The organism is Devosia sp. (genome assembly GCF_014860165.1).
GTDB lineage: Bacteria > Pseudomonadota > Alphaproteobacteria > Rhizobiales > Devosiaceae > Devosia.
This window is the reverse complement of record NZ_JACZKG010000037.1, coordinates 23688-45141: the sequence shown is the minus strand read 5'-3', so window position 1 is coordinate 45141 and position 21454 is coordinate 23688. Positions and strand designations below refer to the sequence as shown.

Below are 21454 nucleotides of genomic sequence, written 5' to 3'. Positions count from 1 at the left end.
GCATCGGCTCGGCTTTGCGCGGCTATGGCGTGCTGCTGCGCGACCGCAACTTCCTTGGCCTGAGCATGATCGGCGCCTTCGGCATGGCCAGCTTCATGGCTTATCTTGCCAATTCGTCCTTCATCCTTATCGACCACTACGGGCTCAACCCCACGCTCTATAGCGTCATGTTCTCGATCAATGCAGTCTCGTTCATCGGCGTGTCGCAGCTGACGGGGGTGTTGACGCGCCGCTTCGGGCTCAATGCGGTGGTGCGGACGGCCGTCAATGGCTTCATTGTCACCATGCTGGCCTTGCTTGTGGTCTGGCTGCTGGGCGTCGACCGGCTCGAAGTGCTCGCGGCGCTGCTGTTCATCGGCTACGGCTTTCTCGGGCTGGTGATTCCGACTACGGCTGTGCTGGCGCTGGAGGAGCATGGCCAGATTGCCGGCACCGCCTCGGCCCTGATGGGAACGCTGCAACTGGTAACGGCGGCGGTGGTGATGGGGGTGGTCGGCAGCTTCTTTGATGGCACCGCGCGACCCATGGTCATCGGCATCGCCGCCTGTGCGGTGGTGGCCTTCGCCCTCACGCGGCTCACGATCAAGCCAGTGCGGCTGGTTGCAGCGGCGGCGGAGTAGGCAGGAGAGGCGCTGGGCAAACCAGCGCCTCTTGATTCTCAGTCGGTGAAGTTGAAGTCGCTGAGTTCGCAGACGTTGTTGTCGTTCGACACGACCTCGTCGCCGTCCTCGAAAACGGCCAGGAAATCGTATTTGCAGTAGCCGCTGCCATCGTCGATGTTGATCACGACACTGCTGCCCGACGGCAGGATATCGCGGCCCAGGATATCTTCCTCCCAGGAGCGGCTGCCGGTATTGGACGCGTATCGCGATCCGAGGACGATAGGCGCCGATTGGTCGGATTTTGTGAACGGTCCGTTTCCGGGGTGGCTCACTTGGGCCTTGCACGGGCTCGCCAGAAGGCGGGTCGGTGCAAAATACCTGCTTGGACAAATACTTACATTGCTGTGCCCTAGGCAGGTCGCTGTCGCCGCGCCACAGAAAAGTGCCTCCTTGCGGGTCGTCGGGCCGGTCACTTATATCGCCTCAGTTACGATTTGTTACCTAGGAGGCAGAAGTGTCCAAACTCAAGATCGCCGTTATTATCTCGTCCACCCGCCCGACCCGCTTTGGTGAGCTGCCGGCCAAGTGGATTGCGGAGAAGGCCAATGAACGCCCCGAACTGCAGGCCGAGATTCTCGACCTCCGCGACTTCGACCTGCCGTTCTTCGACGAAGCAGCATCCAATGCCTGGATGCCTTCGGCGAACCAGAACGCGGTCAAGTGGCAGAACAAGATCAGCGAATTCGACGGCTACATCTTCGTGGTTGCCGAATATAACCGCTCGATCACCGGCGCCCTCAAGAATGCCATCGACCAGGCCTATGTGAACTGGAACAAGAAGGCGTTCGGCGCTGTCGGCTACGGCACCGTTGGTGGCGCGCGCGCTGTCGAGCACCTGCGCGGCATTGGCGTCGAACTGCAGATGGTCTCGACCCGTTCGGCCGTCCATATCGGTGGCGCCGATTTCATGGCGGTTCATCCCGGCTTTGGTGGCACCAAGGCGCTGACAGAGATCGAAGGCTCGATCGGCAACTCGGCCAAGGACATGCTGGACCAGCTCACCTGGTGGGCAGCGGCTGCCAAGTCGGCACGTGAGGAAGACGCTGCCACGGCCAAGGCCGCCGAATAAGCCTTACGAAGACCTCCAGATCTTCGTTTACCGGCAGGGGCCGTTCCGTAAGGGCGGCCCCTGTTGGTTTGAACCATTGTGGTGCTTTATGTTGTGTGTGAACGTGGGCGGGTGTATAGCGGCGCCCGCCTTTGACCAAAAAGAGCACAGGGTTCATGACGCAGACGAACACGACCGGCGGCTCCCCCGCCGGTGTCGATGCGAGCGACCACACCAGCCACTCCCATTCGAATAAGGACCTGCCCCTGCTGATTCTGGGGGCAATCGGGGTGGTCTATGGCGATATCGGTACAAGCCCGATCTATGCATTCCGCGAGGCCATGCATGTGCGGCCGGGGGCCGCGTCGAGCGCCAGCGAAATACTCGGGCTGCTATCGCTCATCGTCTGGGCACTGACCCTGACTGTTTCGCTCAAATACGTATTCTTCGTGACACGCGCCGACAACAATGGCGAGGGCGGCACGCTTTCGCTGGTGGCGCTGGCCCGCAAGACCTTCGCCAACCCGCCGCTCTGGATCACGATGCTCGGCGTGCTGGGGGCGGCACTGTTTTATGGCGACGCCATCATAACCCCAGCCATTTCCGTGCTGTCGGCGGTCGAGGGCCTCGAACTGGTGGCGCCGGACCTGAGCCGCTGGGTGGTGCCGATCACGCTGGTCATCATCCTGGGCGTGTTCTTCGTTCAGCGCTTTGGCACAGCCAAGGTTTCCGCGGTGTTCGGACCGGTCACCGCGATCTGGTTCCTGACCCTGGGTATATCGGGCCTCGTCCACATCATCGCCTATCCATCGGTGCTATGGGCGCTCAATCCGATCCTGGGCGTACAGTTCCTGGCCACCCATTTCGGCATCGCCTTCGTGGTGATCGGCGCGATTTTCCTGGCGGTGACGGGAGCTGAAGCCCTCTATGTCGATCTCGGTCACTTCGGCCGGCGACCGATCGTGCTGGCCTGGTTCGGGCTGGTCTTTCCATGCCTGCTGCTCAACTATTTCGGTCAGGGCGCTTTCGTGCTGGAAGTTGGGGTGCACAATGTCGAGAGTCCCTTCTTCGAGATGCAGCCCGAATGGGCGCTGCTGCCCTTTGTGGGCCTGGCAACGCTGGCAACCATCATTGCCAGCCAGGCGGTGATCACTGGCACATACAGCCTGACCCAGCAGGCCATCGCCCTCAACATGCTGCCGCGCATGGTGGTCACCCATACGTCGGAGACGCAGAGCGGACAGATTTACATGCCGCAAATCAATACCTTCCTCATGGTGGGGGTGCTGATGCTGGTGCTGCTGTTCCGCAGCTCGGGCGCGCTTTCGGCCGCCTATGGCATCGCGGTATCCGGCGTGATGGTGGTGACGCTGTCGCTGCTGCTGGTGGTGATGTGGCGCAACTGGCGCTGGCCGCCAGTGGCGGTTGTTGCCTTCGGCATTTTGTTCGCCATCATCGATGGCGGGTTCTTCACGGCCAATGCGTCCAAGCTGTTCCAGGGGGGCTGGGTGCCGGTGGCGGTCGCGGCCGTGGTGGCTATCCTGATGTGGACCTGGATGTCTGGCCGCCGCCGTCTGGCGGACAAGACCCGCCGCGACGAGGTGCCGCTGCAGTTCCTGGTCGACAATCTGTCCAAGAAGAAACCGACCCTGGTGCCTGGCACGGCCGTGTTCCTCACCAGCGATATCGAGGGTGCTCCGACGGCGCTGCTGCACAGCCTCAAGCACTACAAGGTGCTGCATGAGCAGAATGTGATCCTGACCGTACGCACCTCAACATCGCCGCGCGTGCCCGATGACGAGAAGGTCACGATCGACGCCTACAACGAGCTCTTCAGCCGGGTCGTGGTGACTTTCGGCTATATGGAAAGCCCCAACCTGCCCAAGGCCCTGGCACTGGGCCGCAAGCTGGGTTGGAAGTTCGACATCATGTCGACCTCGTTCTTCCTGTCGCGCCGGTCCCTGAAGCCTGGCCCAAAGCCCGGCAATCCGCTGCGCTTCTGGCAGGATCGGATGTTTACCCGGCTGGCAAAGAATGCCAGCGACGCGACGGAGTATTTCCACATTCCAACGGGTCGGGTGGTGGAAATCGGCACGCAGGTGGTGCTGTAGGGCGGCGAGATGTGCGCGCTTCTACTGCCAGGAATGCCCGGCGTTGAAGGGCAGCTCTACTTCACCATGTCCGGGCAGACATAGGGCACGGTCGCGGTCGTGTAGCGCTGTTCCTGCACGTCGCTGCCGAGCTTGAGGTTCAGCACCAGTTCGGTGGCGCTGATGCTGGCAATGTCGGCATTGATGGTCATTCCGTCCTCATCCCAGCTGATGGCGCTGTCGGAAACCTGCTGCCATTTGGAGAGCCGATAGGTTTCCCAGCAGCTGTCGCTGACCAGCGTGCCATCGCCCAGGAAGATCTGCATGGGACCGGGCAGGGCGGCATCGGCGTCGGCGCGGATCCAGACCTTGTTGAGCAGCGGGTTTTCGTTTTCGCCGGCCTCGTCGGTCGCGTCTTCAGGGGCCTCGGCATCCTGTGCGCTGGCGGGCAGGGTGGCACAGGTTCCGACGCCCCAGACGCTCATGAGGGCGAGAATGGCGGCCTTGGTATCCATCGGAATGCTCCCTATTCATCGCTGATCTGGTGATGATCACGGCGATGAACAAGAGAGGCCGTGCAATCGCGGCGAATTTGCGTTGCCGCCAAGGTGGTTTGGCGGAAACGCATCGCGGTCAGGCGGTGGCGAAGCCGCGCTGGTGGAGGCTGCGGTCGCGCTCGCGGACGCGGTTGAGCGGCTTGGGCCACAGATCGTAATCGTGCAGGCCCAGTTCGTGGCGGGCATGCACCGGCCAGTTGGGGTCATCAAGGGCCCCACGGGCCAGGGCGATGAAGTCGGCCTCACCATTGGCGATGATGGCCTCGGCGCGCTGGGCATCGCCCAGCAGGCCCACGGCCATTGTGGGCAGGCCGCCCTCGTTGCGCAGGGCGGTGGCGAGGTGCACCTGGTAGCCGGCGCCAAGCGGGATGACGGCGCCCTCAAAGCCGCCGCTGGATGCGTCCATGGCGTCGACGCCGCGGGCCTTGAGCTCGCGGGTCAAGACGATGCTGTCCTCGACCTGCCAGCCATCGGGGTGCCAGTCGGTGACAGAGAGCCGGGCCAGCAGCGGCTTTTCGGCTGGCCAGACGGCGCGAACGGCCTCGGTCACCTCCAGCACGAGCCGCATGCGGTTCTCTCGGCTGCCGCCATAGCGATCGGTGCGCTTGTTGGCGAGCGGGGAGAGGAACTGGTTGAGCAGGTAGCCGTGGGCGGCGTGGATTTCGATGGTGTCGAAGCCGGCCCGGTCGGCACGCTTCGCCGCGGCGACGAAGGAATCGATGACGTGGCGGATGCCGGCTTCGTCGAGCGCTTCGGGCCGGGTGAAATTCTTGCCTTCCGCATGGATCTCCGCGCTCGGCGCGACCGGGGTCCAGCTTTCGAAGTGGAACCTGAGCTTTTCCGCGTCGGTCTCGTCGAAGCCATTGCGCCAATGCACGGGAGTCGAGGCCTTGCGGCCGGCATGGGCGAGCTGGATGCCGGCGGCGGCGCCCTGGCTGTGCAGGAAGTCGACGATGCGGGTTAGCGGCGCGATCTGCTCGTCCTTCCACAGGCCCAGATCGGCATAGCTGATGCGCCCTTCGGGCGTCACGGCGGTTGCCTCGAGCATGACCAGGCCAAAGCCGCCAAGCGCAAATCGGCCCAGATGCACCAGGTGCCAGTCGTTGGCGAAGCCATCCTGCGCAGAATATTGGCACATGGGCGCGACGACGGTGCGATTGCGCAGGGTGAGGCCGCGCAGCGTGGCGGGAGAAAATAACTTGGACATGAAAGGCTCTTGGTTGGTCTGCGGAGAATGGCCCGCATAGATGCATCCTTCCTGGATTATCGGCAAGTGCCGATGAAAGAACACACTGTTGCGGACAGCATGCCGAGCGATGTTCCTGCCCGGCCTTTTCCCGCCACGCGCCGCAGGTTAGGGTCCGCGCGGATGGGGAGACCAGTATGAAGATCACGCTCGACCTCGATGCGCTCGTTGCGCAGGGCAAGCTGACGGCCGCCGAAGCCGAGAGGCTCAAGGGCTATGCCGCCACCGATACGGGCGAGTTGGGCAGCAATGTGCTGTTCGCGCTGGGCGCCGCTGCGGTGGCGACGGGCGTGGGCGTGCTGGTGCCCACCATCGAGACGGCGGTGGCGCTGGGGGCGGTGCTGTTCGGCGTCGGATTCTGGCTCCGCGTGACGCGTGTTGCCCGCTGGAATGTGTTCGCGCAGATCATCATGGTGATCGGGGCGCTGGCGCTGCTGGGCGGGCTGGGCGGCCTGTTTGGCGAACATCTCTGGGTGCGGGTGGTGCTGACGGCCGCGACGGCGCTAGCGGCGGTGCTGGCGACGTCGGGCCTGTTGGCGTCGCTGGCCGTGCTCGCCTTTGCGGCCACGATCACGCTCGATGTCGATATCTGGGCACCGACGCATTACCTCTCGGTGGCCATTATCGCCTTGTCGGCGCTGGTGCTGGCCCTGTACCTGCTATCGCTGCGGCTCTCGACGGTGCATGAGCGCCTCGCCATCATTGCCATGCGGACGGCCATCCTGCTGGTCAATGGCGCCTTCTTTATCGGCTCGATCTTCGGCGACGAATTGCTGGGCCTGCCCGGCATCTACTTCTCTGTCGCCTGGGCCATTGCCCTGCTGGCCTTCGGCACCTGGGCGGTCTTCGCCAACCGCCGCTGGGTGGTCAACACGGTGGCCGTGTTCGGAGCGATCCACTTCTTCACGCAATGGTTCATGATGCTGGGCGCGCAGCCCTTCTCGATCCTGGGCGGCGGCCTGTTGCTGATTGGTTTCGGGCTGGCGCTGGCGCGGTTCAACCGCTGGGTGGGGACCCGCAAGGCGTCGGCCGGCCCGGCAGCGGCCAATTGAAGGACCAGGGCATGACCATCACCCGTAGCCGCTTCCGCGAACTCGTCGGCCTCGACGAGCCCGTCGTTACGCTGGTGTCCAGCACAGTCGAGCCGCAGGATGGCTATGTCGTCGAATATCTGCGGCTGCGGCTGGGCGACACCGACGTTCGCGGCATTCTCACGCGCCCGGATGACAATTCGCGCCGGCTGCCGGCCATCCTTTACGGGCATTCGCATGGTGGCGGCTACGAAATCGGCGCCAGCGAATTGCTCGAGGGGCGCGACTACCTGCTCGACCCGCTGGGCCCGGCTTTCGCGCGCGCCGGCTATGTCACCCTCTGCATCGACATGCCGGTATTCGGCGAGCGCGCCACGGTCAGCGAAGCCTATGCCGCCAAGGCGCTGCTCTGGCACGGCAAATCGCTGTTGGGCGCGATGCTGTCCGACCATTCCGCCGCGCTGACCTACCTCGCCGGCCGCGACGATGTCGATCCGGAACGCATCGGCGCCTTCGGCATCTCGATGGGCTGCGTGCTCAGCTACTGGCTGGCGGCCGCCGACGAGCGGATCGCGGCGGTGGCGCATCTGTGCTGCTTTGCCGATTTTCGCACCATGATCGAGCTCGGGGCGCATGATGGTCACGGGATCTATCTCACCGTGCCGGGCCTGCTGCGCGAATGCGATGGTGGCAGCATTGCGGCCCTCATCGCGCCGCGTCCGCAACTGGTGTGCATCGGCGAAGCCGACAGCCTCACCCCGCCACTGGCGGTGGAACGCGCCTGGGCAGAACTCGAACCGGCCTATGCTGCGGTGCGCGACCGGCTCGAACGGGTCAGTGAGCCAGGGGTGGGACATCAGGAGACGCCGGCCATGCGGGCGGCGGCGCTGGCGTTCTTCGGCACCCATCTCGCGCCGCCAATGGGTTAGGCTGTGTCTGCTGGGGGAATTCACCCCGGCCCGCAATTAGGGCTTGCCTGGAACCGTACCGTACGGTACGCCTGCGGACGAAATCGGCCGATATCGTTCGGCCGGGTAGTCGAGGATCTGCCGTGCCCGTGACCATCAAGGTCAACGAAGAGACGTTCACTCCCCGCCAGCAGGCTGTGCTGACGGCGGCGCTGGACCTGCTCGTCGAGAATGGCGATGGCCTGACCATGACGGCCGTGGCGCGCCGCGCCTCGTGTTCCAAGGAAACGCTCTACAAGTGGTTTGGCGACCGCGACGGGCTGCTGACCGCGACCGTGCAGTGGCAGGCCGCCAAGGTCCGCATGCCTGTCGTCGACCGCTCGCACCTCAACGCCAAGGCGCTGCGCCTGTCGATCGAGCAGTTCGCGCGCGACCTGCTGACGGTCATCACCGGCGAGGTGTCCATCACTCTCAACCGCACGGCAGTGACCCATGCGGCGCAGGAGAAAGACAGCCTGGGCATCATCGTGCTGGAGAATGGTCCGCTGGCCATTCGCCGTCGGCTCAAGCCGATTCTCGAAGCCGGACGCGACGCGCGCCTGCTGCGGTTCGATTCCAGCGAAGACGCCTACCGTACTTTCTTTGGCCTCGTCGTCCGCGATGTGCAGATCCGTCTGCTGCTGGGCGACAAGGCGCTGACCCAGTCCAATGTCGAGGCCAATATCGAGGCAGACGTCAAGGCCGCGACCGACCAGTTCTTCGCCCTCTACGGGGCGAAAGCCAATCCATAACACCGAGTTCCAAGGGAGATACCCATGCGCGTCTATTACGATCGGGATGCCGATCTCAACATCATCAAGTCCAGGAAGGTCGCCATTGTCGGCTACGGCTCGCAGGGCCACGCGCATGTGCTGAACCTGCGCGATTCCGGCGTCACCGATGTCGTTGTCGCCCTGCGGCCGGGCTCCCCGTCGGCCAAGAAGGCCGAGGGTGAAGGCCTCCGCGTGATGTCGGTTGGCGACGCCTCCAAGTGGGCCGACGTCATCATGATGCTGACCCCCGATGAACTGCAGGCCGACATCTACAAGCAGCATATCGAGCCCAACATCCGCGACGGCGCTGCGCTGGCCTTCGCCCACGGCCTCAACGTGCATTTCAACCTGATCGAGCCCAAGTCGACCGTCGACGTGATCATGATCGCGCCCAAGGGCCCGGGCCACACCGTGCGTGGCGAATACCAGAAGGGTGGCGGCGTGCCGTGCCTGATCGCCGTGCACCAGGACGCATCGGGCAATGCCCATGACATCGCGCTGGCCTATGCGTCGGGCGTCGGCGGCGGCCGTTCGGGCGTCATCGAGACCAATTTCCGCGAAGAATGCGAAACCGACCTGTTCGGCGAGCAGGCGGTGCTGTGCGGCGGCCTGGTCGAACTGATCCGCGCCGGCTTCGAGACGCTGGTGGAAGCCGGCTATGCGCCGGAAATGGCCTATTTCGAGTGCCTGCATGAAGTGAAGCTGATCGTCGACCTGATCTACCAGGGCGGCATCGCCAACATGAACTACTCGATCTCCAATACGGCCGAGTGGGGCGAATATGTCACCGGTCCGCGCATCATCACCTCGGAAACCAAGGCCGAGATGAAGCGCGTGCTGCATGACATCCAGTCGGGCAAGTTCACGTCCGAGTGGATGCAGGAAATCAAGGCCGGCGGCAGCCGCTTCAAGGCCACCCGTCGCCTCGCCGACGAGCATCAGATTGAGGCCGTCGGCAGCAAGCTGCGCGACATGATGCCCTGGATCAAGGCCGGCGCGCTGGTCGACAAGGCCAAGAACTAAGCGAGACGAGCAGCGGCCGGGGAAACCCGGCCGTTGTGTTTTGGCCCATGCGCATTGTCCCGATCACCGATATCGATGTTCGCCACGTGCCGGGGCCATGGCCGTTGAGCGCCGAGCAGCGGGCTGCGGTTGGACCCTACTGGCAGGATGCGATTGCGGCCAATCCGCATCTGTGGGACGGGCGCATCCTCGGGCTATCGGCCCCTGGTGGCGGCCGGCCAACCATTGCTGATGGCGTGTTCCGGGCCGAGGCGCGCGAAGATGCCTATTCGGCCTTCATGCTGTGGCGTCACCAAGGCTTTCCCGAGATCGGCATGTGCCATGCCTTCGGCTGGGCCCTGATTGCCAGCAGCGACGGGGCCATCGTCTATGGCGTGATGGGCGGGCATACTGCCAATGCCGGTCGCGTCTATCCGCCGGGCGGATCGCTGGATCCACGCGACGTGCTGGCCGACGGACGGGTGGATGTGGTGCGCAGCATCGAACTCGAGCTCGAAGAAGAGACCGGCCTTCGCGCCGAAGATGCGGAAGCAGGCGCCATGGTCGCCATCCCCGATGGCGCGCGCCTGTCGTTTGGCCGCATCTTTCGCTTCCCGCAGCCTGCGGACAGGCTGGCCGACAGCATTCGCGCCAATCTGGACCGGCAGGAGCACCGCGAGCTGGCGGATGTCGTGATCATCCGATCGGCTGCGGAAGCCGCGGCTGCTGGCGGCGTTCCCTATGCCCGGGTCGTGGCAGAAGCCTATTTCGGCGGACGGATATTCGCGGAATAGGGGCTGACGAAGCAGCCTTGTTGCGCGAGGGCGGGCCGTGCCCTTCTAAGCGGCCCTGACTTCGTCTAGAACCTGACGCGACGCTGACGATCCTGTTCGAGTCGGGGGTGCGCTATGCCGGATTTTCCAGTTGAAGGTGGCTGCCAGTGCGGCGCGGTGCGCTACCGGCTCAAGGCGAGCCCGCTATCGGTCTATAATTGCCATTGCAAGGACTGCCAGCGCTTTTCGGGGGCGGGGTGGTCGATGTCAGCGATTGTGCGGGACGGCGACTTCGAGCTGCTGTCGGGTAAGGTGGATCAGTATCGCCGTACCGCCGATAGCGGCAATGTCATCGTCATGAACTTCTGCGCCAATTGCCATGGCTGGCTATGGAATGACCCGCCGGCAGCGGGGTTCAAGGTCGTGCGCGCGGGGACGCTCGACGACATCGATTGGGCGGAGCCGGTGGGTAATATCTGGACCGACAGCAAGGCTGCATGGGCCAAGATCGATCCTGCACTGGTCAATTTCCCCGGTCAGGCGGTCGATCGCCAGCCGCTGTTTGACGCCTGGACAGCACTTACGCACAAGGACACCTGAACATGGCAGTCGCCGAAGATATTGCCCTCGTCAAGAAGCAGGAGCAGGACCTAGTCCTGGCCGAATTCGACGAGGCCGTGGCGTTCAAGCTGGGCAGCGCGATCCGGGACCGGGCCCTGGCCGAAGGCCTGTCGCTGGTGGTCGATATCCGGACCTGGGACCGGCAGATGTTCTTTGCCGCCACTGATGGCACCAGTGCCGATAATGCCGAGTGGGTGCGCCGCAAGGTCAATACCGTCCGCCGCTTCCAGCGCGCGAGCTACCGCATGGTACTCGAGCGTGGCGAGGCGCCGTTCTCACCGCAGGCGGGCGCGGATCCGGCCGATTTCGTTATCGCCGGCGGCGGTTTTCCGATCAGGGTCAAGGGCGCTGGCATTGTGGGGTGCCTGACCATTTCCGGCTTGCCGGGACGCGATGATCACGGCGTTGCCGTTGCCGCGCTTTGCGACCACCTCGGCCTCGATCGCGCCGCCTTTGCGCTGCCCAGGGAATAGAGGCTGAAATGAAGCTCAATTATCTGTTGCTGGACGTGTTCACCCGCGAGCGGCTCAAGGGCAATCAACTCGCCGTCGTCTGCAAGGCCGACGGGCTGCTCGACGGCGAAATGCAGGCCATAGCGCGCGAGTTCAACCTCAGCGAGACGGTGTTCCTCCTCAGGCCGCATGTCGAGCGCAATACCGCTGCCGTCCGGATCTTCACGCCCGAGGTCGAACTGCCATTTGCCGGGCACCCCACCGTGGGCGCATCGGTGGTGCTGGGGCTGCAGAACAAGGTGACGGCCGTCCGGATCGAGGAGAAGATCGGGCTGATCACCGCGCTGTTCGAGAAAACCGACAAGCGCTCGGGAGAGGCGCGTTTCGCGCTGCCGCGCCTGCCGACACGCGTTGCTCCGCTCGAAGATCGCGCGGCAATCGCGCTGGCGCTTGGCATCGAGCGCGACGAGATCGGTTGCGGCGTGTATCACCCGGCGGTGTATAGCGCTGGCGTGGAGTTTCATCTGGTGCCGGTGCGCGACGCCAGTGTCCTGGCGCGGGTCGCGCTCAATATGGGGCAGTGGGCGCACACATTCCCGCATGGCCACCACTCGGTCTACATTTTCACCGAGACGCCGAACGAAGCCGACAACGATCTCGCAGCGCGCATGTTTTCCCCGGGCATGGGGTTGGCCGAGGACCCCGGTACGGGCGCCGCTGCCGCGGCACTGATCGGCCTGCTCTCGGAACATGCAGATATCGGTACCGGCCAGGTGGACTACGTGCTCCGACAGGGCCACGAGATGGGGCGGCCTTGCCGCATCACCATCCAGCTCCGCAAGGACAATGACGTGCTGATCCATGGCGGCATCGGCGGCCACGCCGTCATCGTGGGAGAGGGCGCGCTCGATCTTGAGGCTTAATCCCGACCCGTGTTAGCGTTTCGCGGGGACTAGGCAAGGGGGAAACCGGCAATGGACGTCGTCATCAATCTGCTCATTTGGGCACATATCATGGCCCTTGTGGCCGGCGGGTCAAATTCGGTCGTGGGGCCGGTCATCGCGGCGCGGTTGCCGACTGCGACACCGGATGCACGCGCCGGCTACTACAGCGTGATGAACAGGCTGGCCCAGGTGGGCAAGGCAGCCATGGTCGTGCTGCTGGTCAGCGGACCGCTTATCCTCTGGCTCAAATATGGCGGCGTCGGCCAGGCCAATGCCTGGTTCTGGGTCAAGATGGTATTGGTGGCCGTGATGCTGGCGGCGATCATCTATGGCGGGATCAACTTCAAGAAGGCCCAGGGCGGGGACGCGGAGGCCGGCAAGCGCGCCGGCGTCGCGCACAAGGTCACGGGTCTCGCCTTTGCCGGCGTGCTGCTTTCGGCGGTATTTGCCTTCAACTAGACGCAAGGCTTAGCGCAAAATTCAACATCTCGCCCGGTGCGGGCTTGCGCTGCGCGGTGGATTCGCGCATTCTTATGACAAATCGAGATCACAGCCATGCAGCGCAACCGCGCCAAAGCCATTGCCATCAGCCAGCGTGAGGCCCTCCAGGCCCGCCTGACGATTGCGGCTGCGATGCTGCTGCTTCCGGCCGCGCTCCTTCTCCTTCTTATCAGCCCCTGATCACCGACAGCTCGAACGAGCGGGTCGTCAGGGGATAACGCCATAAGCCGAACAGCAAATGTCCGGCCTGCAGAGCTATCGACTCTGGGCCGCCCGATAGGAATACGAGACATGTCCGCCGCCACCGAATCCAATAAAGAACGCGTCTTCATCTTCGACACCACCCTGCGCGACGGCGAGCAATCGCCCGGCGCCACCATGACGCTGGAGGAAAAACTCCAGGTTGCCGAAGCGCTCGACGATATGGGCGTCGACATCATCGAAGCCGGCTTCCCCATCGCTTCCAATGGCGATTTCGAGGCCGTGGTTGCCGTGGCCAAGCAGGTCAAGCGCTCGACCGTTGCCGGCCTTGCCCGCGCCATTTCGGCCGATATCGACCGGGCCGGCGAGGCCGTCCGCCATGCTCGTCGTGGCCGTATCCATACCTTCGTCTCCACCTCGCCGATCCATCTGGCGCACCAGATGAAAAAGACCGAGGACGAGGTCATCGAGATCATCGCCCGCACCGTGGCGCAGGCGCGCAACCTGATCGACGATGTCGAATGGTCGGCGATGGATGCGACGCGGACGCCGCTGGAATTCCTCAAGCGCTGCGTCGAAACCGCCATCAAGGCGGGCGCGACCACGATCAACCTGCCCGATACGGTCGGCTATGCCGTGCCGGACGAGCACGAGAAGATGTTCCGCGACATCATCACCATGGTGCCGGGCGCCGACAAGGCGATCTTCTCGGCCCATTGCCACAACGACCTGGGCCTGGCCGTGGCCAATTCGCTGGCCGCCGTCCGCGGCGGTGCGCGCCAGGTGGAATGCACCATCAATGGCCTGGGCGAGCGGGCCGGCAATGCCGCCCTCGAAGAGATCGTCATGGCGCTGCGCACCCGCGGCGACGCCATGCCCTATCACACCGAGATCGAGACTACCCACCTGGCCCGCGCCAGCAAGATCGTCTCAGCGGCTGCCAATTTCCCGGTGCAGTATAACAAGGCCATCGTGGGCAAGAATGCCTTCGCGCATGAAAGCGGCATTCACCAGGATGGCATGCTCAAGAATGCCGAGACCTACGAAATCATGACCCCGGCCAGCGTCGGCATCAAGGAAACGACGCTGGTCATGGGCAAGCATTCGGGCCGCGCCGCCTTCAAGGACAAGCTGCGCGAACTGGGTTACGAACTGGGCGACAACGCCTTCCAGGAGGCGTTCCAGCGTTTCAAGGACCTCGCCGACCGCAAGAAGCATGTCTATGACGCCGATATCATCGCGCTGGTCGATGACGAGGTTGGCTCGGTGGGTGATCGCATCAAGCTGGTGGACATGGAAGTTGTCAGCAAGACTGGCGGCGTTCACCGCTGCACCATGACGCTGTCGATCGACGGCGAAGAATCCTCGGTCACCTATGAAGGCACCGGCTCGGTCGATGCGATCTTCAACGCCATCAAGCAGGGTGTGGGCCAGCAGCCCCATCTGGTGCTCTACGCTGTGGATGGCGTGACCGGCGGCACCGATGCGCAGGCCAGCGCCCATGTGCGTCTTGAAATGAACGGCCGTATCGTCTCGGGCAATGCCGCCGAGCCCGACACGCTGGTGGCATCGGCCCGCGCCTATCTCAACGCCTATAACCGGCTGCTGATCGAGCGCGGTGCATCGGCACAAGGTGCCATGGCCGGCTGAAGGAGAGTGCCTGCGGCGCTCGGCCCGATCGGCCGGGCGCTGTGCCTCAAGCCGTCGGCTTTGCCGCCAGCAGGATCGGGTCCACCTCGATGAGCTCCAATGCGCGCACCATCGCCATCGTTCCTGTCTTGTATTTCTGGAAGTGCGGGGAGGCTATGTGGGCCTCGTAGGCCGCTGGCGACGCATGGACTTCGAGCAGTTGGATCAGGTGCGGTGCGTCCTTGCGCGCCGTGGCATGCAACATGATCACGCCTGGCTCGAGGCGGATGGAAGCCTCGATCTCCTCCTTGAGAAATCCGAGATAGTCCCGCAACTGAGCCGGGTCGATTTCGAGCCGGGCGATGCGGACGATCTGGTCCATGGCGGCACTCCATGACACGCGTCGGGTGTCGGGCTGGTCAGCTCAGTTCCGCCAACACCTCGCCCAGCGATTGGTCGAGCAGCGCCCGATCCGCCTGGGTGCCGGCGCTGATGCGGATGCAGCGGTTGAGACCTGTCACAGCGGGCTTGCGCACGAAGACGCCCCGGCGGGCCAGCCCGTCGAGAATGGCCTGGGCATAGGGTCCGTCCCGCCCGCAATCCACCGCCACGAAATTGGTCGCCGTCGGCAGGGGGATCAGCCCGTGGCGGCGGGCAATGGCCGACGTGTTCTCGATCGATTCCCGCACGGCTGCGAGGGATTGCTGCAGGGCAGCGCCGTCGGCCAATGCCGCTATCCCGGCCGCCTGCGCCACGTTGCTGATGCCGAAATGGTTGCGGATTCGGTTGAAGGCCGAGATGCTGCGGGCCTCGCCGAAGACATAGCCCACGCGGGCGCCTGCCAGGCCATAGGCCTTAGAAAAGGTGCGCATGCGCAGGAGATTGGGCCGGGACATGTCCAGTGCGGGCAGGGTGCCCGGCGGCGCGAACTCGCCATAGGCCTCATCGAGGATGATCATCGTCGTCTCGGGCACGGCAGCGATGAACCGCTCCACCGAGGCGGCATCCCACCAGCTGCCCATGGGATTGTCGGGGTTGGCGAGATAGACCATGGCCGCGCCGGTCTCGCGGGCAGCGCGCGCCAGGGCGTCGATATCCTCGCGATCCCCGATATAGGGCACCGTGTGCATCAGCGCGCCATAGCCCGCGATGTGATAGTTGAAGGTGGGGTAGCCGCCCAGCGAGGTCACGACTGTGCTGCCCGGGGCCGCATAGAGGCGCACGGCCATGCCCAGGATGGCATCCACCCCTTCACCCGGCATGACATTGGCGAAGTCGACGCCGAGATGGTCGGCGATGGCGGCGCGCAGGTCGTGGTTTTCCGGGTCGCCATAGTGCCAGCTTTCGGCCGCTGCTGCCCGCATGGCGGCCAGGACCGATGGCGCAGGACCGAAGGGGCTTTCATTGGCGCCAATGCGCGCACGCAGGGGCACGCCGGTGCGGCGCATGATGGCCTCGGGTCCAACGAAGGGTACGGTTTCGTCAAGACCGGCGGCGACGGGTGATAGGGCTGGACGGGACACTGGCTCACGACTCGCTGTTCGGCGGACTGCCATTCTAATGGCGTCTCCTGCTCCACGGCCAGTGGTCATGCGGCCGAGCCATGGCAGATCGGAATGTTGCGCATGAACGCCCCTCCCGCAGTTGCCCGTCTGTTTTACACAGGCGCTGCGGCCGCTGCTCCCCGGAAACAGGGGCTCTCCGGCAAGTGCTGCAATCGATCGCCTTTGAAGCAAAGGCCGTGCAGTCTGGCAAGATCGTGGAAGGCATGCGCGCGCACCCTCTGGCTCGCGTCACCTCCCTGGCGCTCCCCAGATGATTCTTTCAAGGAGCCTCGCCCATGCCGCCTACCTATGTTCTCGCCCGGGACCACCTGCAGCGGGCCGCGACGATCCTGCAGGGCGTGGACAGCCGTTCGCGCCAACTCCGGTACATTATCGAGCGCACCATCAGCCTGATGGACGAAACGCGGCAGGAGCCGCGATCCCGAGCAGCCAACGTGCTTGATTTCGCGGCCTTCCGCGAGAGCCGCGTTGGATCGGACTGACACTATTGGACGCTGGCGGCAGAAGCCGCTGGTGTCGTCAGGCCTGCCGCTGCCCAGGGAATGCGGTGGGTTCCATGCCAAGTCAGCTTCCGGATTGGGTCTCTGGGCTGGGATTGGCCGGGTCGGGTGTCACGGTGATGCCGGCCTTGTCCTCCTTGCTGCCGGTCAGCTCCCGGTTGAGCGCGACCTTGGCTTCCTCGGTCAGGGCATAGAGGGTTTCGAGATAATCGGGTGTGGCGACCCAGGCGCGCAGCTGCAGATTGACGGCGGCGCCGGAGAAGCTTTCCACATGCACATTGGGCATCGGATCGGCCAGCACCCGCTTGTCGCTGCCGGCGATGCGCAGCAGGATATTGCGTGACTTGGCGATGTCGATGCTGTCGGGGACGCTCACATTGACGTCGATGCGCCGGCGCGGCTCGCGGCTGTGATTGGTTATCGCCGAGGCCCAGAGCTTCTGGTTGGGCGTGAAGATATAGAGCCCGCTCGAGGAGCGCAGGCGGGTGCCGAACAGCCCGATTTCAACCACGACCCCGGCGACACCGTCGCCCTGGATGAATTCGCCGATGGCGATCGGCCGCAGCCAGATCAGCATGATGCCGGCCGCGATATTGGATAGCGTGCCCTGAAGGCCCAGCGCGACGGCGAGGCCGGCCGCGCCGAGTACCGTGACGATCGAGGCGCTGGATACCCCGATCAGGTTGAGCGCCGTCACCACGGCAAAGATCAGGATGCCGTAGCGGGCGGCCTGGGACAGCAGGGGCGCGAAATTCTTGTCGATGCCATAGGCCAGCGGCAGCAGTTGCCTGATGGCGCGGGCGGCGAGGCGCGCGAGGTACCAACCGACCACCAGAACGGCAATGGCAGCGAGCAGACTGAGGGCATTGGTGCTGAACCAGGTGACCGGGATCATCAGGAAATCGGGAATCGTCATGCTGGCCTTGTTGTTGGCGTCGACGGCGGCTGCGACACAGTAGCAAACCCGTCATGTGAGGAAAGTGGACCTAAGCGCTGGACAGTGCAGAATCCCTTTGATAGAGAGGCGCCACTTTGGAAGCTCCGGCAAGGGGCGAGTAGCTCAGCTGGTAGAGCAGACGACTCTTAATCGTCGGGTCCACGGTTCGAATCCGTGCTCGCCCACCAAAGCCTTCCGTGCATCACTGGTACGTCTTGACGACTGCGCCGCGGCGTAGATGCTTCGTGGAAGGCCGTCTTTCGGTATTGGCACATGGAATTCCAAGTCACCGCCTATAGCTACGACGCGGCGGCCCAGCGGCTGCATTTCACTGCCAGCGGGCATCGCAACGGCATGCGCTTCACTGTCGCCACGCATGTGCGCTGCCTCAAGGATCCGGTGACGCCGCAGAATGCGCATCTGGTCGCGCTGGTCGCGCTGACCGAGATATTCAAGCGGCCGAGTGCCTCCGGACGGTAAGGCCGGCACCAATCCGGGAAGTCTGTCACCAAGCTGTCAGATGGGCCGCCAAACGCCCACTAATCCTCAGACTTTGGTTTATTTTCGCGAAGTCTACCTTCCCAGCCACACGCTGGACCGCTATAGGGGCGACACTTCCATCCGGCCCGGACAAGGACCCTGCGCATGTTTGGCATCGACCCGAGTTTTCTGAGTTCGCTTGTCCAGGTCATCCTGATCGACCTCGTTCTGGCTGGTGACAATGCGGTGGTCATCGGCCTTGCCGCGGCGGGTCTGGCCTCGGATGTGCGCCGCAAGGCCATCCTCATCGGCATTCTGGCTGCGACACTGCTGCGCATCTTCTTCGCGCTCATCACCACGCAATTGCTGGCGCTTGGCGGCGGCCTGCTGATCGCTGGTGGCGTACTGCTGCTCTATGTCTGCTGGAAGATGTATCGCGAGCTCACTACCTCGCAGGCCGAGGAGCATGAGGCGCAGGAAGCGCTCGAGGACCAGGACACCAACGCCGATGGCACGATTGCCGGCAAGGCGCCGCGGAAGACGCTGCGTCAGGCGGTCATCCAGATCATCATCGCGGACGTCTCCATGTCGCTCGACAACGTGCTGGCTGTGGCGGGCGCCGCTGCGCATCACTTCGAGGCCTTGATCATCGGTCTTGCGCTCTCGGTGGTCATGATGGGCGTCGCCGCGACCTTCATCGCGGGCCTGCTGCACAAGCATCGCTGGATCGCGTGGGTTGGCCTTGCCATCATCCTGCTCGTGGCCGTCCGCATGTCGCTTGAAGGGCTGGGCGCCTTCGTTGCGCTGCCGGAAATTCCGCTGCTCTATACGCCTCACGCCGTCGGCGAAGCGGCGGCTGCCGCCCATTAGCCTTTGGTAACCACGGGGCGAAGTTTGCGGCATTTGCCTTGCCGCAATAGGGATTTGCTCACCTGCCAGGTCTAGTTTCCCGCTCAACTGATATGAGCGGGAAACAGTGCCGATGTCTCTCATCGCCGATCGACTGGTCCAGGTGGACGACTTCGACAGCCCGGCGCTGCGCGCCACCGATACAGCTGCAGTCCGGCTCCAGACCCGCATTGTCGATGGCGCCGAATGGGACCGCACCATCGCGACCTTTGACGAGGTCTGCCAGGAGCAGATGCACGCCTTTGCCGCCACCCGCTGGCCTTCGGTCAGGCAGGAGCCCATGCTGTTCCTGCTCGATGGCGAGATTGTCGGCGGCGCGCTCATCATGGTGCAGTCACTGCCGCTGGGGCTGGCCCGTATCGCCGTGTCCAAGTGGGCGCCGATGCGCAAGGACGTCTCGCGCCCCGATGCCGATGCCATTCATGCAGCCATGATCGAGGCCATGATCGCGGCCTACGGCAGCACTCCTCGGCAGATGCTGTCGGTGCTGCCGCGCGCCTCGATCGACCCGGTCAATGGGGAATATGCGCGCCTTGTAGCGCGCGGGTTCAGGCGCGGCTCCGAACTGGGTTTCCCCGATCGCTATATCGTCAATCTGCGGCTGGATGATGCGGCGCAGCGCAAGAGCTTCCACCAGACCTGGCGGCGGCAGCTCAACAAGGCGGAAAAGGCAGGGCTGGTCTTCGAGCATGCCGGCCCCGAGCGCATCGCGGAGTTCGATGACCTCTACGTCGCCATGACCGATCGCAAGCAGTTCACCGACCATTCGGCCTATGAGACGGTGCCGGCGCTGATGGCCATCGATGTGCCGGCGCTGCGGCCCGAACTGTTCTTCGTGCGGCACGAGGGGGAAGTTGTCGCCGGAGCGCTGATCTTCAAGGCGGGCGACCGGGCGGTCTATCTCTACGGCGCCACCAACGACAAGGCGCTGCCGCTGCGCGCCGGCTATTTCATGCACTGGCACATCATCCGCTGGCTGCGCGACAATACCAATGCCACCTGGTACGACCTGGGCGGTACCGACGGCTTCCAGGGGCTGCACCAGTTCAAGAAGGGCATGGTGGGAGACGCCGGCGTCATTCGTCCCGTGCCGCCGGTTGCCAACTATGCCGATCACCCGCTGGCGCTGCTGCTGGGTACTGGTGCCTTTGCCGCCCGTGACATGTTCTATGCCCTGCGCCGCACCATCAATGGCTGGCGCAACCCAAAGACCAGGGCCAACCAGGTCAGGCACGGGGCGGACGAGGCCGCGGAATGAGCCTGTTCCGGCGCCTGGCGTCGCAATCCGGCATCATTTTCGGGGCGCGGCTGGCGGGGGCGGGGCTGATCTTTCTCGTCCAGGCGCTGATTGCGCGCCTGTGGGGTCCGGAACTGCTCGGCGAGTATCTCATCGTTATCGCGACGGTGAACCTGATCGCGGTCGTGATGCCACTCGGCTTTCATACCGTCGGCACATATTTCGCCGCCGAATACCGCGCGAAGGGCGAGCGGCGCCAGTTCATGAGCTTCATGACGCGGTCCTATGGGCATGTGGTGGCTGTGCTCGTGCTGGTGCTGCTGGGCGGGCCGCCGCTGCTGACCCTGATGGGGCAGGGCGAGACCGGGTTGGCCCAGCATTTCATCCCGGTGGCGCTGTTCGCCTTCGCCACGGCTATGGTCTATGTCAACGGCGCGCTGCTGATCGGCCTCAAGCGCCCGTTTGCCGGCTTTTTCGCCGACACCATGTTCCGCCCGCTCATTGTCATCGCGGCATTCCTGACCACCATGAGCTTCGCGGTCCCAACGGAGGGTTTCACTGCGATGCTGTGGGTGGTCGCAGTGGGCTATGTGATCATCGCGCTGGTGCAGTTCGGTTTCGTCGTCACCTCCCTCAACCGCATCGCCGACACCGTGCCGCTGCGTCCGTCCGAGGCTGTACGCTGGTGGCGCTTTGCGCTGCCCTGGGTGCTGATTTCCCTGGCCACCGACTTCTTCTTCGATATCGACCTGCTGCTGCTCAGCCATGCGCTCAGCCGCGAGGAGCTGGCCATTTTCGGCGTCTGTACCCGACTGTTCTCGCTGATCTCCTTCGGTGTCGCGGCCGTCTATGCGGTCACCATGCCCGACATGTTCGAGAGCGAGGCCAATGCCGACCGCGAGGCCTTCAAGCGCAAGGTGGGTGACGCCAATTTCGTGGCCAGCATCATCTCGGTCGTGCTGTTTGGTGGCATGGCGGCCGTCGCGCCGCTGCTGCTGATGCTGTTCGGGCCGAGTTTTTCGGCAGGCGCTGGACCACTGGCCGTGTTGTGCCTGGCGCTGGTCGTCCGTTCGGTGATGGGGCCGGCCGCGCTGGTCCTCTCCATCCACGACCGCCCCTATGCCAGCCTGCCATTCGTGGCTGCGGGCATCGGCTCGCTCGTCGTCTGCAACTGGCTGCTGGTGCCCATGTTCGGGCTGATGGGCGCGGCGCTCGCCGCCTTAACAGCCATTACAATCTGGTCGGTGAGCCTGTGGTGGATGGTGCTGCGGACGGCCGGGATGGATGTGTCCATCCTGCAATGGTTCCGCAGCCGTCGCGCCGCGGCGATCCCGGCGGAATAGCGGCAG

The 21454-nt window shown here is 64.2% G+C and carries 25 protein-coding genes and 1 tRNA gene; 20 read left to right on the top strand and 6 right to left on the bottom strand.

Annotation, left to right across the window (positions count from 1 at the left end; translation table 11 throughout):
* A partial coding sequence (locus IH615_RS08595; RefSeq protein WP_291361397.1) for an MFS transporter occupies positions 1 to 620 on the top strand: 620 nt, incomplete at its 5' end.
* A gap of 38 nt (positions 621 to 658) precedes the next feature.
* On the opposite strand, the gene IH615_RS08590 is transcribed toward IH615_RS08595, so the two are convergent.
* Positions 659 to 934 carry a hypothetical protein gene (locus IH615_RS08590; protein ID WP_291361395.1) on the bottom strand — a complete coding sequence of 92 codons (276 nt, stop codon included), beginning with the start codon at positions 932 to 934 and terminating at the stop codon, positions 659 to 661.
* A gap of 182 nt (positions 935 to 1116) precedes the next feature.
* Here IH615_RS08590 and IH615_RS08585 point away from each other — a divergent pair, with 182 nt between their 5' ends.
* Complete coding sequence (locus IH615_RS08585; protein WP_291361393.1) at positions 1117 to 1731, top strand: NAD(P)H-dependent oxidoreductase; 615 nt, start codon at positions 1117 to 1119, stop codon at positions 1729 to 1731.
* A 155-nt stretch (positions 1732 to 1886) separates the two neighbouring features.
* Positions 1887 to 3821: a potassium transporter Kup gene (locus IH615_RS08580; protein ID WP_291361391.1), complete on the top strand. Its 1935-nt coding sequence runs from the start codon at positions 1887 to 1889 to the stop codon at positions 3819 to 3821.
* Positions 3822 to 3877: 56 nt separating this feature from the next.
* On the opposite strand, the gene IH615_RS08575 is transcribed toward IH615_RS08580, so the two are convergent.
* Together IH615_RS08575 and IH615_RS08570 are read right to left on the bottom strand one after the other, a co-directional pair.
* The gene (locus tag IH615_RS08575; RefSeq protein ID WP_291361390.1) at positions 3878 to 4315 is read right to left on the bottom strand and encodes a hypothetical protein; all 438 of its coding nucleotides are present in this window, start codon (positions 4313 to 4315) and stop codon (positions 3878 to 3880) included.
* 118 nt (positions 4316 to 4433) lie between these two features.
* Positions 4434 to 5564, bottom strand: coding sequence for an NADH:flavin oxidoreductase/NADH oxidase (locus tag IH615_RS08570; protein WP_291361389.1), 1131 nt, complete (start codon positions 5562 to 5564; stop codon positions 4434 to 4436).
* 176 nt (positions 5565 to 5740) lie between these two features.
* On the opposite strand from IH615_RS08570, the gene IH615_RS08565 reads away from it, so the two are divergent.
* The 11 genes from IH615_RS08565 (at position 5741) to IH615_RS08515 (ending at position 14498) form a co-directional block, all read left to right on the top strand.
* A complete protein-coding gene (locus tag IH615_RS08565) occupies positions 5741 to 6655 on the top strand; it encodes a hypothetical protein (RefSeq protein ID WP_291361388.1) in 915 nt (304 codons plus the stop codon).
* Positions 6656 to 6666: 11 nt separating this feature from the next.
* Positions 6667 to 7563, top strand: a complete 897-nt coding sequence (locus IH615_RS08560; protein WP_291361386.1) for a dienelactone hydrolase family protein — start codon at positions 6667 to 6669, stop codon at positions 7561 to 7563.
* A 122-nt stretch (positions 7564 to 7685) separates the two neighbouring features.
* Positions 7686 to 8333 carry a TetR/AcrR family transcriptional regulator gene (locus tag IH615_RS08555; protein WP_291361385.1) on the top strand — a complete coding sequence of 216 codons (648 nt, stop codon included), beginning with the start codon at positions 7686 to 7688 and terminating at the stop codon, positions 8331 to 8333.
* A 24-nt stretch (positions 8334 to 8357) separates the two neighbouring features.
* A complete protein-coding gene (gene ilvC, locus IH615_RS08550) occupies positions 8358 to 9377 on the top strand; it encodes a ketol-acid reductoisomerase (RefSeq protein WP_291361383.1) in 1020 nt (339 codons plus the stop codon).
* A gap of 47 nt (positions 9378 to 9424) precedes the next feature.
* Positions 9425 to 10150 (top strand): hypothetical protein, encoded by a 726-nt coding sequence (locus IH615_RS08545; RefSeq protein WP_291361382.1) that lies wholly within the window; start codon positions 9425 to 9427, stop codon positions 10148 to 10150.
* Positions 10151 to 10264: 114 nt separating this feature from the next.
* Positions 10265 to 10729 carry a GFA family protein gene (locus IH615_RS08540; RefSeq protein ID WP_291361381.1) on the top strand — a complete coding sequence of 155 codons (465 nt, stop codon included), beginning with the start codon at positions 10265 to 10267 and terminating at the stop codon, positions 10727 to 10729.
* A 2-nt stretch (positions 10730 to 10731) separates the two neighbouring features.
* Positions 10732 to 11223 (top strand): heme-degrading domain-containing protein, encoded by a 492-nt coding sequence (locus tag IH615_RS08535; protein WP_291361379.1) that lies wholly within the window; start codon positions 10732 to 10734, stop codon positions 11221 to 11223.
* Positions 11224 to 11231: 8 nt separating this feature from the next.
* The gene (locus IH615_RS08530; RefSeq protein ID WP_291361377.1) at positions 11232 to 12125 is read left to right on the top strand and encodes a PhzF family phenazine biosynthesis protein; all 894 of its coding nucleotides are present in this window, start codon (positions 11232 to 11234) and stop codon (positions 12123 to 12125) included.
* Between the two features lie 51 nt (positions 12126 to 12176).
* Positions 12177 to 12605 (top strand): hypothetical protein, encoded by a 429-nt coding sequence (locus tag IH615_RS08525; RefSeq protein WP_291361375.1) that lies wholly within the window; start codon positions 12177 to 12179, stop codon positions 12603 to 12605.
* 96 nt (positions 12606 to 12701) lie between these two features.
* Positions 12702 to 12827, top strand: coding sequence for a hypothetical protein (locus IH615_RS08520; RefSeq protein ID WP_291361373.1), 126 nt, complete (start codon positions 12702 to 12704; stop codon positions 12825 to 12827).
* A gap of 111 nt (positions 12828 to 12938) precedes the next feature.
* Positions 12939 to 14498: a 2-isopropylmalate synthase gene (locus IH615_RS08515; RefSeq protein WP_291361372.1), complete on the top strand. Its 1560-nt coding sequence runs from the start codon at positions 12939 to 12941 to the stop codon at positions 14496 to 14498.
* Between the two features lie 46 nt (positions 14499 to 14544).
* Here the strand turns inward: IH615_RS08515 and IH615_RS08510 are convergent, their stop codons facing one another.
* On the bottom strand, positions 14545 to 14859 hold the full coding sequence (locus IH615_RS08510; protein ID WP_291361371.1) for an antibiotic biosynthesis monooxygenase: 315 nt from the start codon (positions 14857 to 14859) through the stop codon (positions 14545 to 14547).
* Between the two features lie 37 nt (positions 14860 to 14896).
* Positions 14897 to 16000, bottom strand: a complete 1104-nt coding sequence (locus tag IH615_RS08505; protein WP_291361370.1) for a pyridoxal phosphate-dependent aminotransferase — start codon at positions 15998 to 16000, stop codon at positions 14897 to 14899.
* A 317-nt stretch (positions 16001 to 16317) separates the two neighbouring features.
* Between IH615_RS08505 and IH615_RS08500 the strand changes: the two genes are divergently transcribed.
* The gene (locus tag IH615_RS08500) at positions 16318 to 16524 is read left to right on the top strand and encodes a hypothetical protein (RefSeq protein ID WP_291361368.1); all 207 of its coding nucleotides are present in this window, start codon (positions 16318 to 16320) and stop codon (positions 16522 to 16524) included.
* 82 nt (positions 16525 to 16606) lie between these two features.
* Here the strand turns inward: IH615_RS08500 and IH615_RS08495 are convergent, their stop codons facing one another.
* Entirely contained in the window at positions 16607 to 17458 is an 852-nt protein-coding gene (locus IH615_RS08495; RefSeq protein ID WP_291361366.1) for a mechanosensitive ion channel domain-containing protein, read from the bottom strand.
* A gap of 133 nt (positions 17459 to 17591) precedes the next feature.
* On the opposite strand from IH615_RS08495, the gene IH615_RS08490 reads away from it, so the two are divergent.
* From IH615_RS08490 to IH615_RS08470, 5 genes are all read left to right on the top strand, one after another.
* Positions 17592 to 17667, top strand: a tRNA-Lys gene (locus tag IH615_RS08490).
* 85 nt (positions 17668 to 17752) lie between these two features.
* On the top strand, positions 17753 to 17959 hold the full coding sequence (locus IH615_RS08485; protein WP_291361365.1) for a hypothetical protein: 207 nt from the start codon (positions 17753 to 17755) through the stop codon (positions 17957 to 17959).
* A gap of 165 nt (positions 17960 to 18124) precedes the next feature.
* Complete coding sequence (locus IH615_RS08480; RefSeq protein WP_291361364.1) at positions 18125 to 18829, top strand: YjbE family putative metal transport protein; 705 nt, start codon at positions 18125 to 18127, stop codon at positions 18827 to 18829.
* Positions 18830 to 18941: 112 nt separating this feature from the next.
* Positions 18942 to 20126 (top strand): GNAT family N-acetyltransferase, encoded by a 1185-nt coding sequence (locus tag IH615_RS08475; protein WP_291361363.1) that lies wholly within the window; start codon positions 18942 to 18944, stop codon positions 20124 to 20126.
* Positions 20123 to 21448, top strand: coding sequence for a polysaccharide biosynthesis C-terminal domain-containing protein (locus IH615_RS08470; RefSeq protein WP_291361361.1), 1326 nt, complete (start codon positions 20123 to 20125; stop codon positions 21446 to 21448). Before IH615_RS08475 ends, IH615_RS08470 begins: the two co-directional genes overlap by 4 nt.
* The last annotated feature ends 6 nt before the right edge of the window (positions 21449 to 21454 follow it).

Coding starts and splice junctions, on each gene's coding strand:
- IH615_RS08580 (WP_291361391.1), top strand. CDS start 1,887: ATGACGCAGACGAACACGACCGGCGGCTCCCCCGCCGGTGTCGATGCG.
- IH615_RS08575 (WP_291361390.1), bottom strand. CDS start 4,315: ATGGATACCAAGGCCGCCATTCTCGCCCTCATGAGCGTCTGGGGCGTC.
- IH615_RS08570 (WP_291361389.1), bottom strand. CDS start 5,564: ATGTCCAAGTTATTTTCTCCCGCCACGCTGCGCGGCCTCACCCTGCGC.
- IH615_RS08565 (WP_291361388.1), top strand. CDS start 5,741: ATGAAGATCACGCTCGACCTCGATGCGCTCGTTGCGCAGGGCAAGCTG.
- IH615_RS08560 (WP_291361386.1), top strand. CDS start 6,667: ATGACCATCACCCGTAGCCGCTTCCGCGAACTCGTCGGCCTCGACGAG.
- ilvC (WP_291361383.1), top strand. CDS start 8,358: ATGCGCGTCTATTACGATCGGGATGCCGATCTCAACATCATCAAGTCC.
- IH615_RS08545 (WP_291361382.1), top strand. CDS start 9,425: ATGCGCATTGTCCCGATCACCGATATCGATGTTCGCCACGTGCCGGGG.
- IH615_RS08540 (WP_291361381.1), top strand. CDS start 10,265: ATGCCGGATTTTCCAGTTGAAGGTGGCTGCCAGTGCGGCGCGGTGCGC.
- IH615_RS08535 (WP_291361379.1), top strand. CDS start 10,732: ATGGCAGTCGCCGAAGATATTGCCCTCGTCAAGAAGCAGGAGCAGGAC.
- IH615_RS08530 (WP_291361377.1), top strand. CDS start 11,232: ATGAAGCTCAATTATCTGTTGCTGGACGTGTTCACCCGCGAGCGGCTC.
- IH615_RS08525 (WP_291361375.1), top strand. CDS start 12,177: ATGGACGTCGTCATCAATCTGCTCATTTGGGCACATATCATGGCCCTT.
- IH615_RS08520 (WP_291361373.1), top strand. CDS start 12,702: ATGCAGCGCAACCGCGCCAAAGCCATTGCCATCAGCCAGCGTGAGGCC.
- IH615_RS08515 (WP_291361372.1), top strand. CDS start 12,939: ATGTCCGCCGCCACCGAATCCAATAAAGAACGCGTCTTCATCTTCGAC.
- IH615_RS08510 (WP_291361371.1), bottom strand. CDS start 14,859: ATGGACCAGATCGTCCGCATCGCCCGGCTCGAAATCGACCCGGCTCAG.
- IH615_RS08500 (WP_291361368.1), top strand. CDS start 16,318: ATGCCGCCTACCTATGTTCTCGCCCGGGACCACCTGCAGCGGGCCGCG.
- IH615_RS08495 (WP_291361366.1), bottom strand. CDS start 17,458: ATGACGATTCCCGATTTCCTGATGATCCCGGTCACCTGGTTCAGCACC.
- IH615_RS08485 (WP_291361365.1), top strand. CDS start 17,753: ATGGAATTCCAAGTCACCGCCTATAGCTACGACGCGGCGGCCCAGCGG.
- IH615_RS08480 (WP_291361364.1), top strand. CDS start 18,125: ATGTTTGGCATCGACCCGAGTTTTCTGAGTTCGCTTGTCCAGGTCATC.
- IH615_RS08475 (WP_291361363.1), top strand. CDS start 18,942: ATGTCTCTCATCGCCGATCGACTGGTCCAGGTGGACGACTTCGACAGC.
- IH615_RS08470 (WP_291361361.1), top strand. CDS start 20,123: ATGAGCCTGTTCCGGCGCCTGGCGTCGCAATCCGGCATCATTTTCGGG.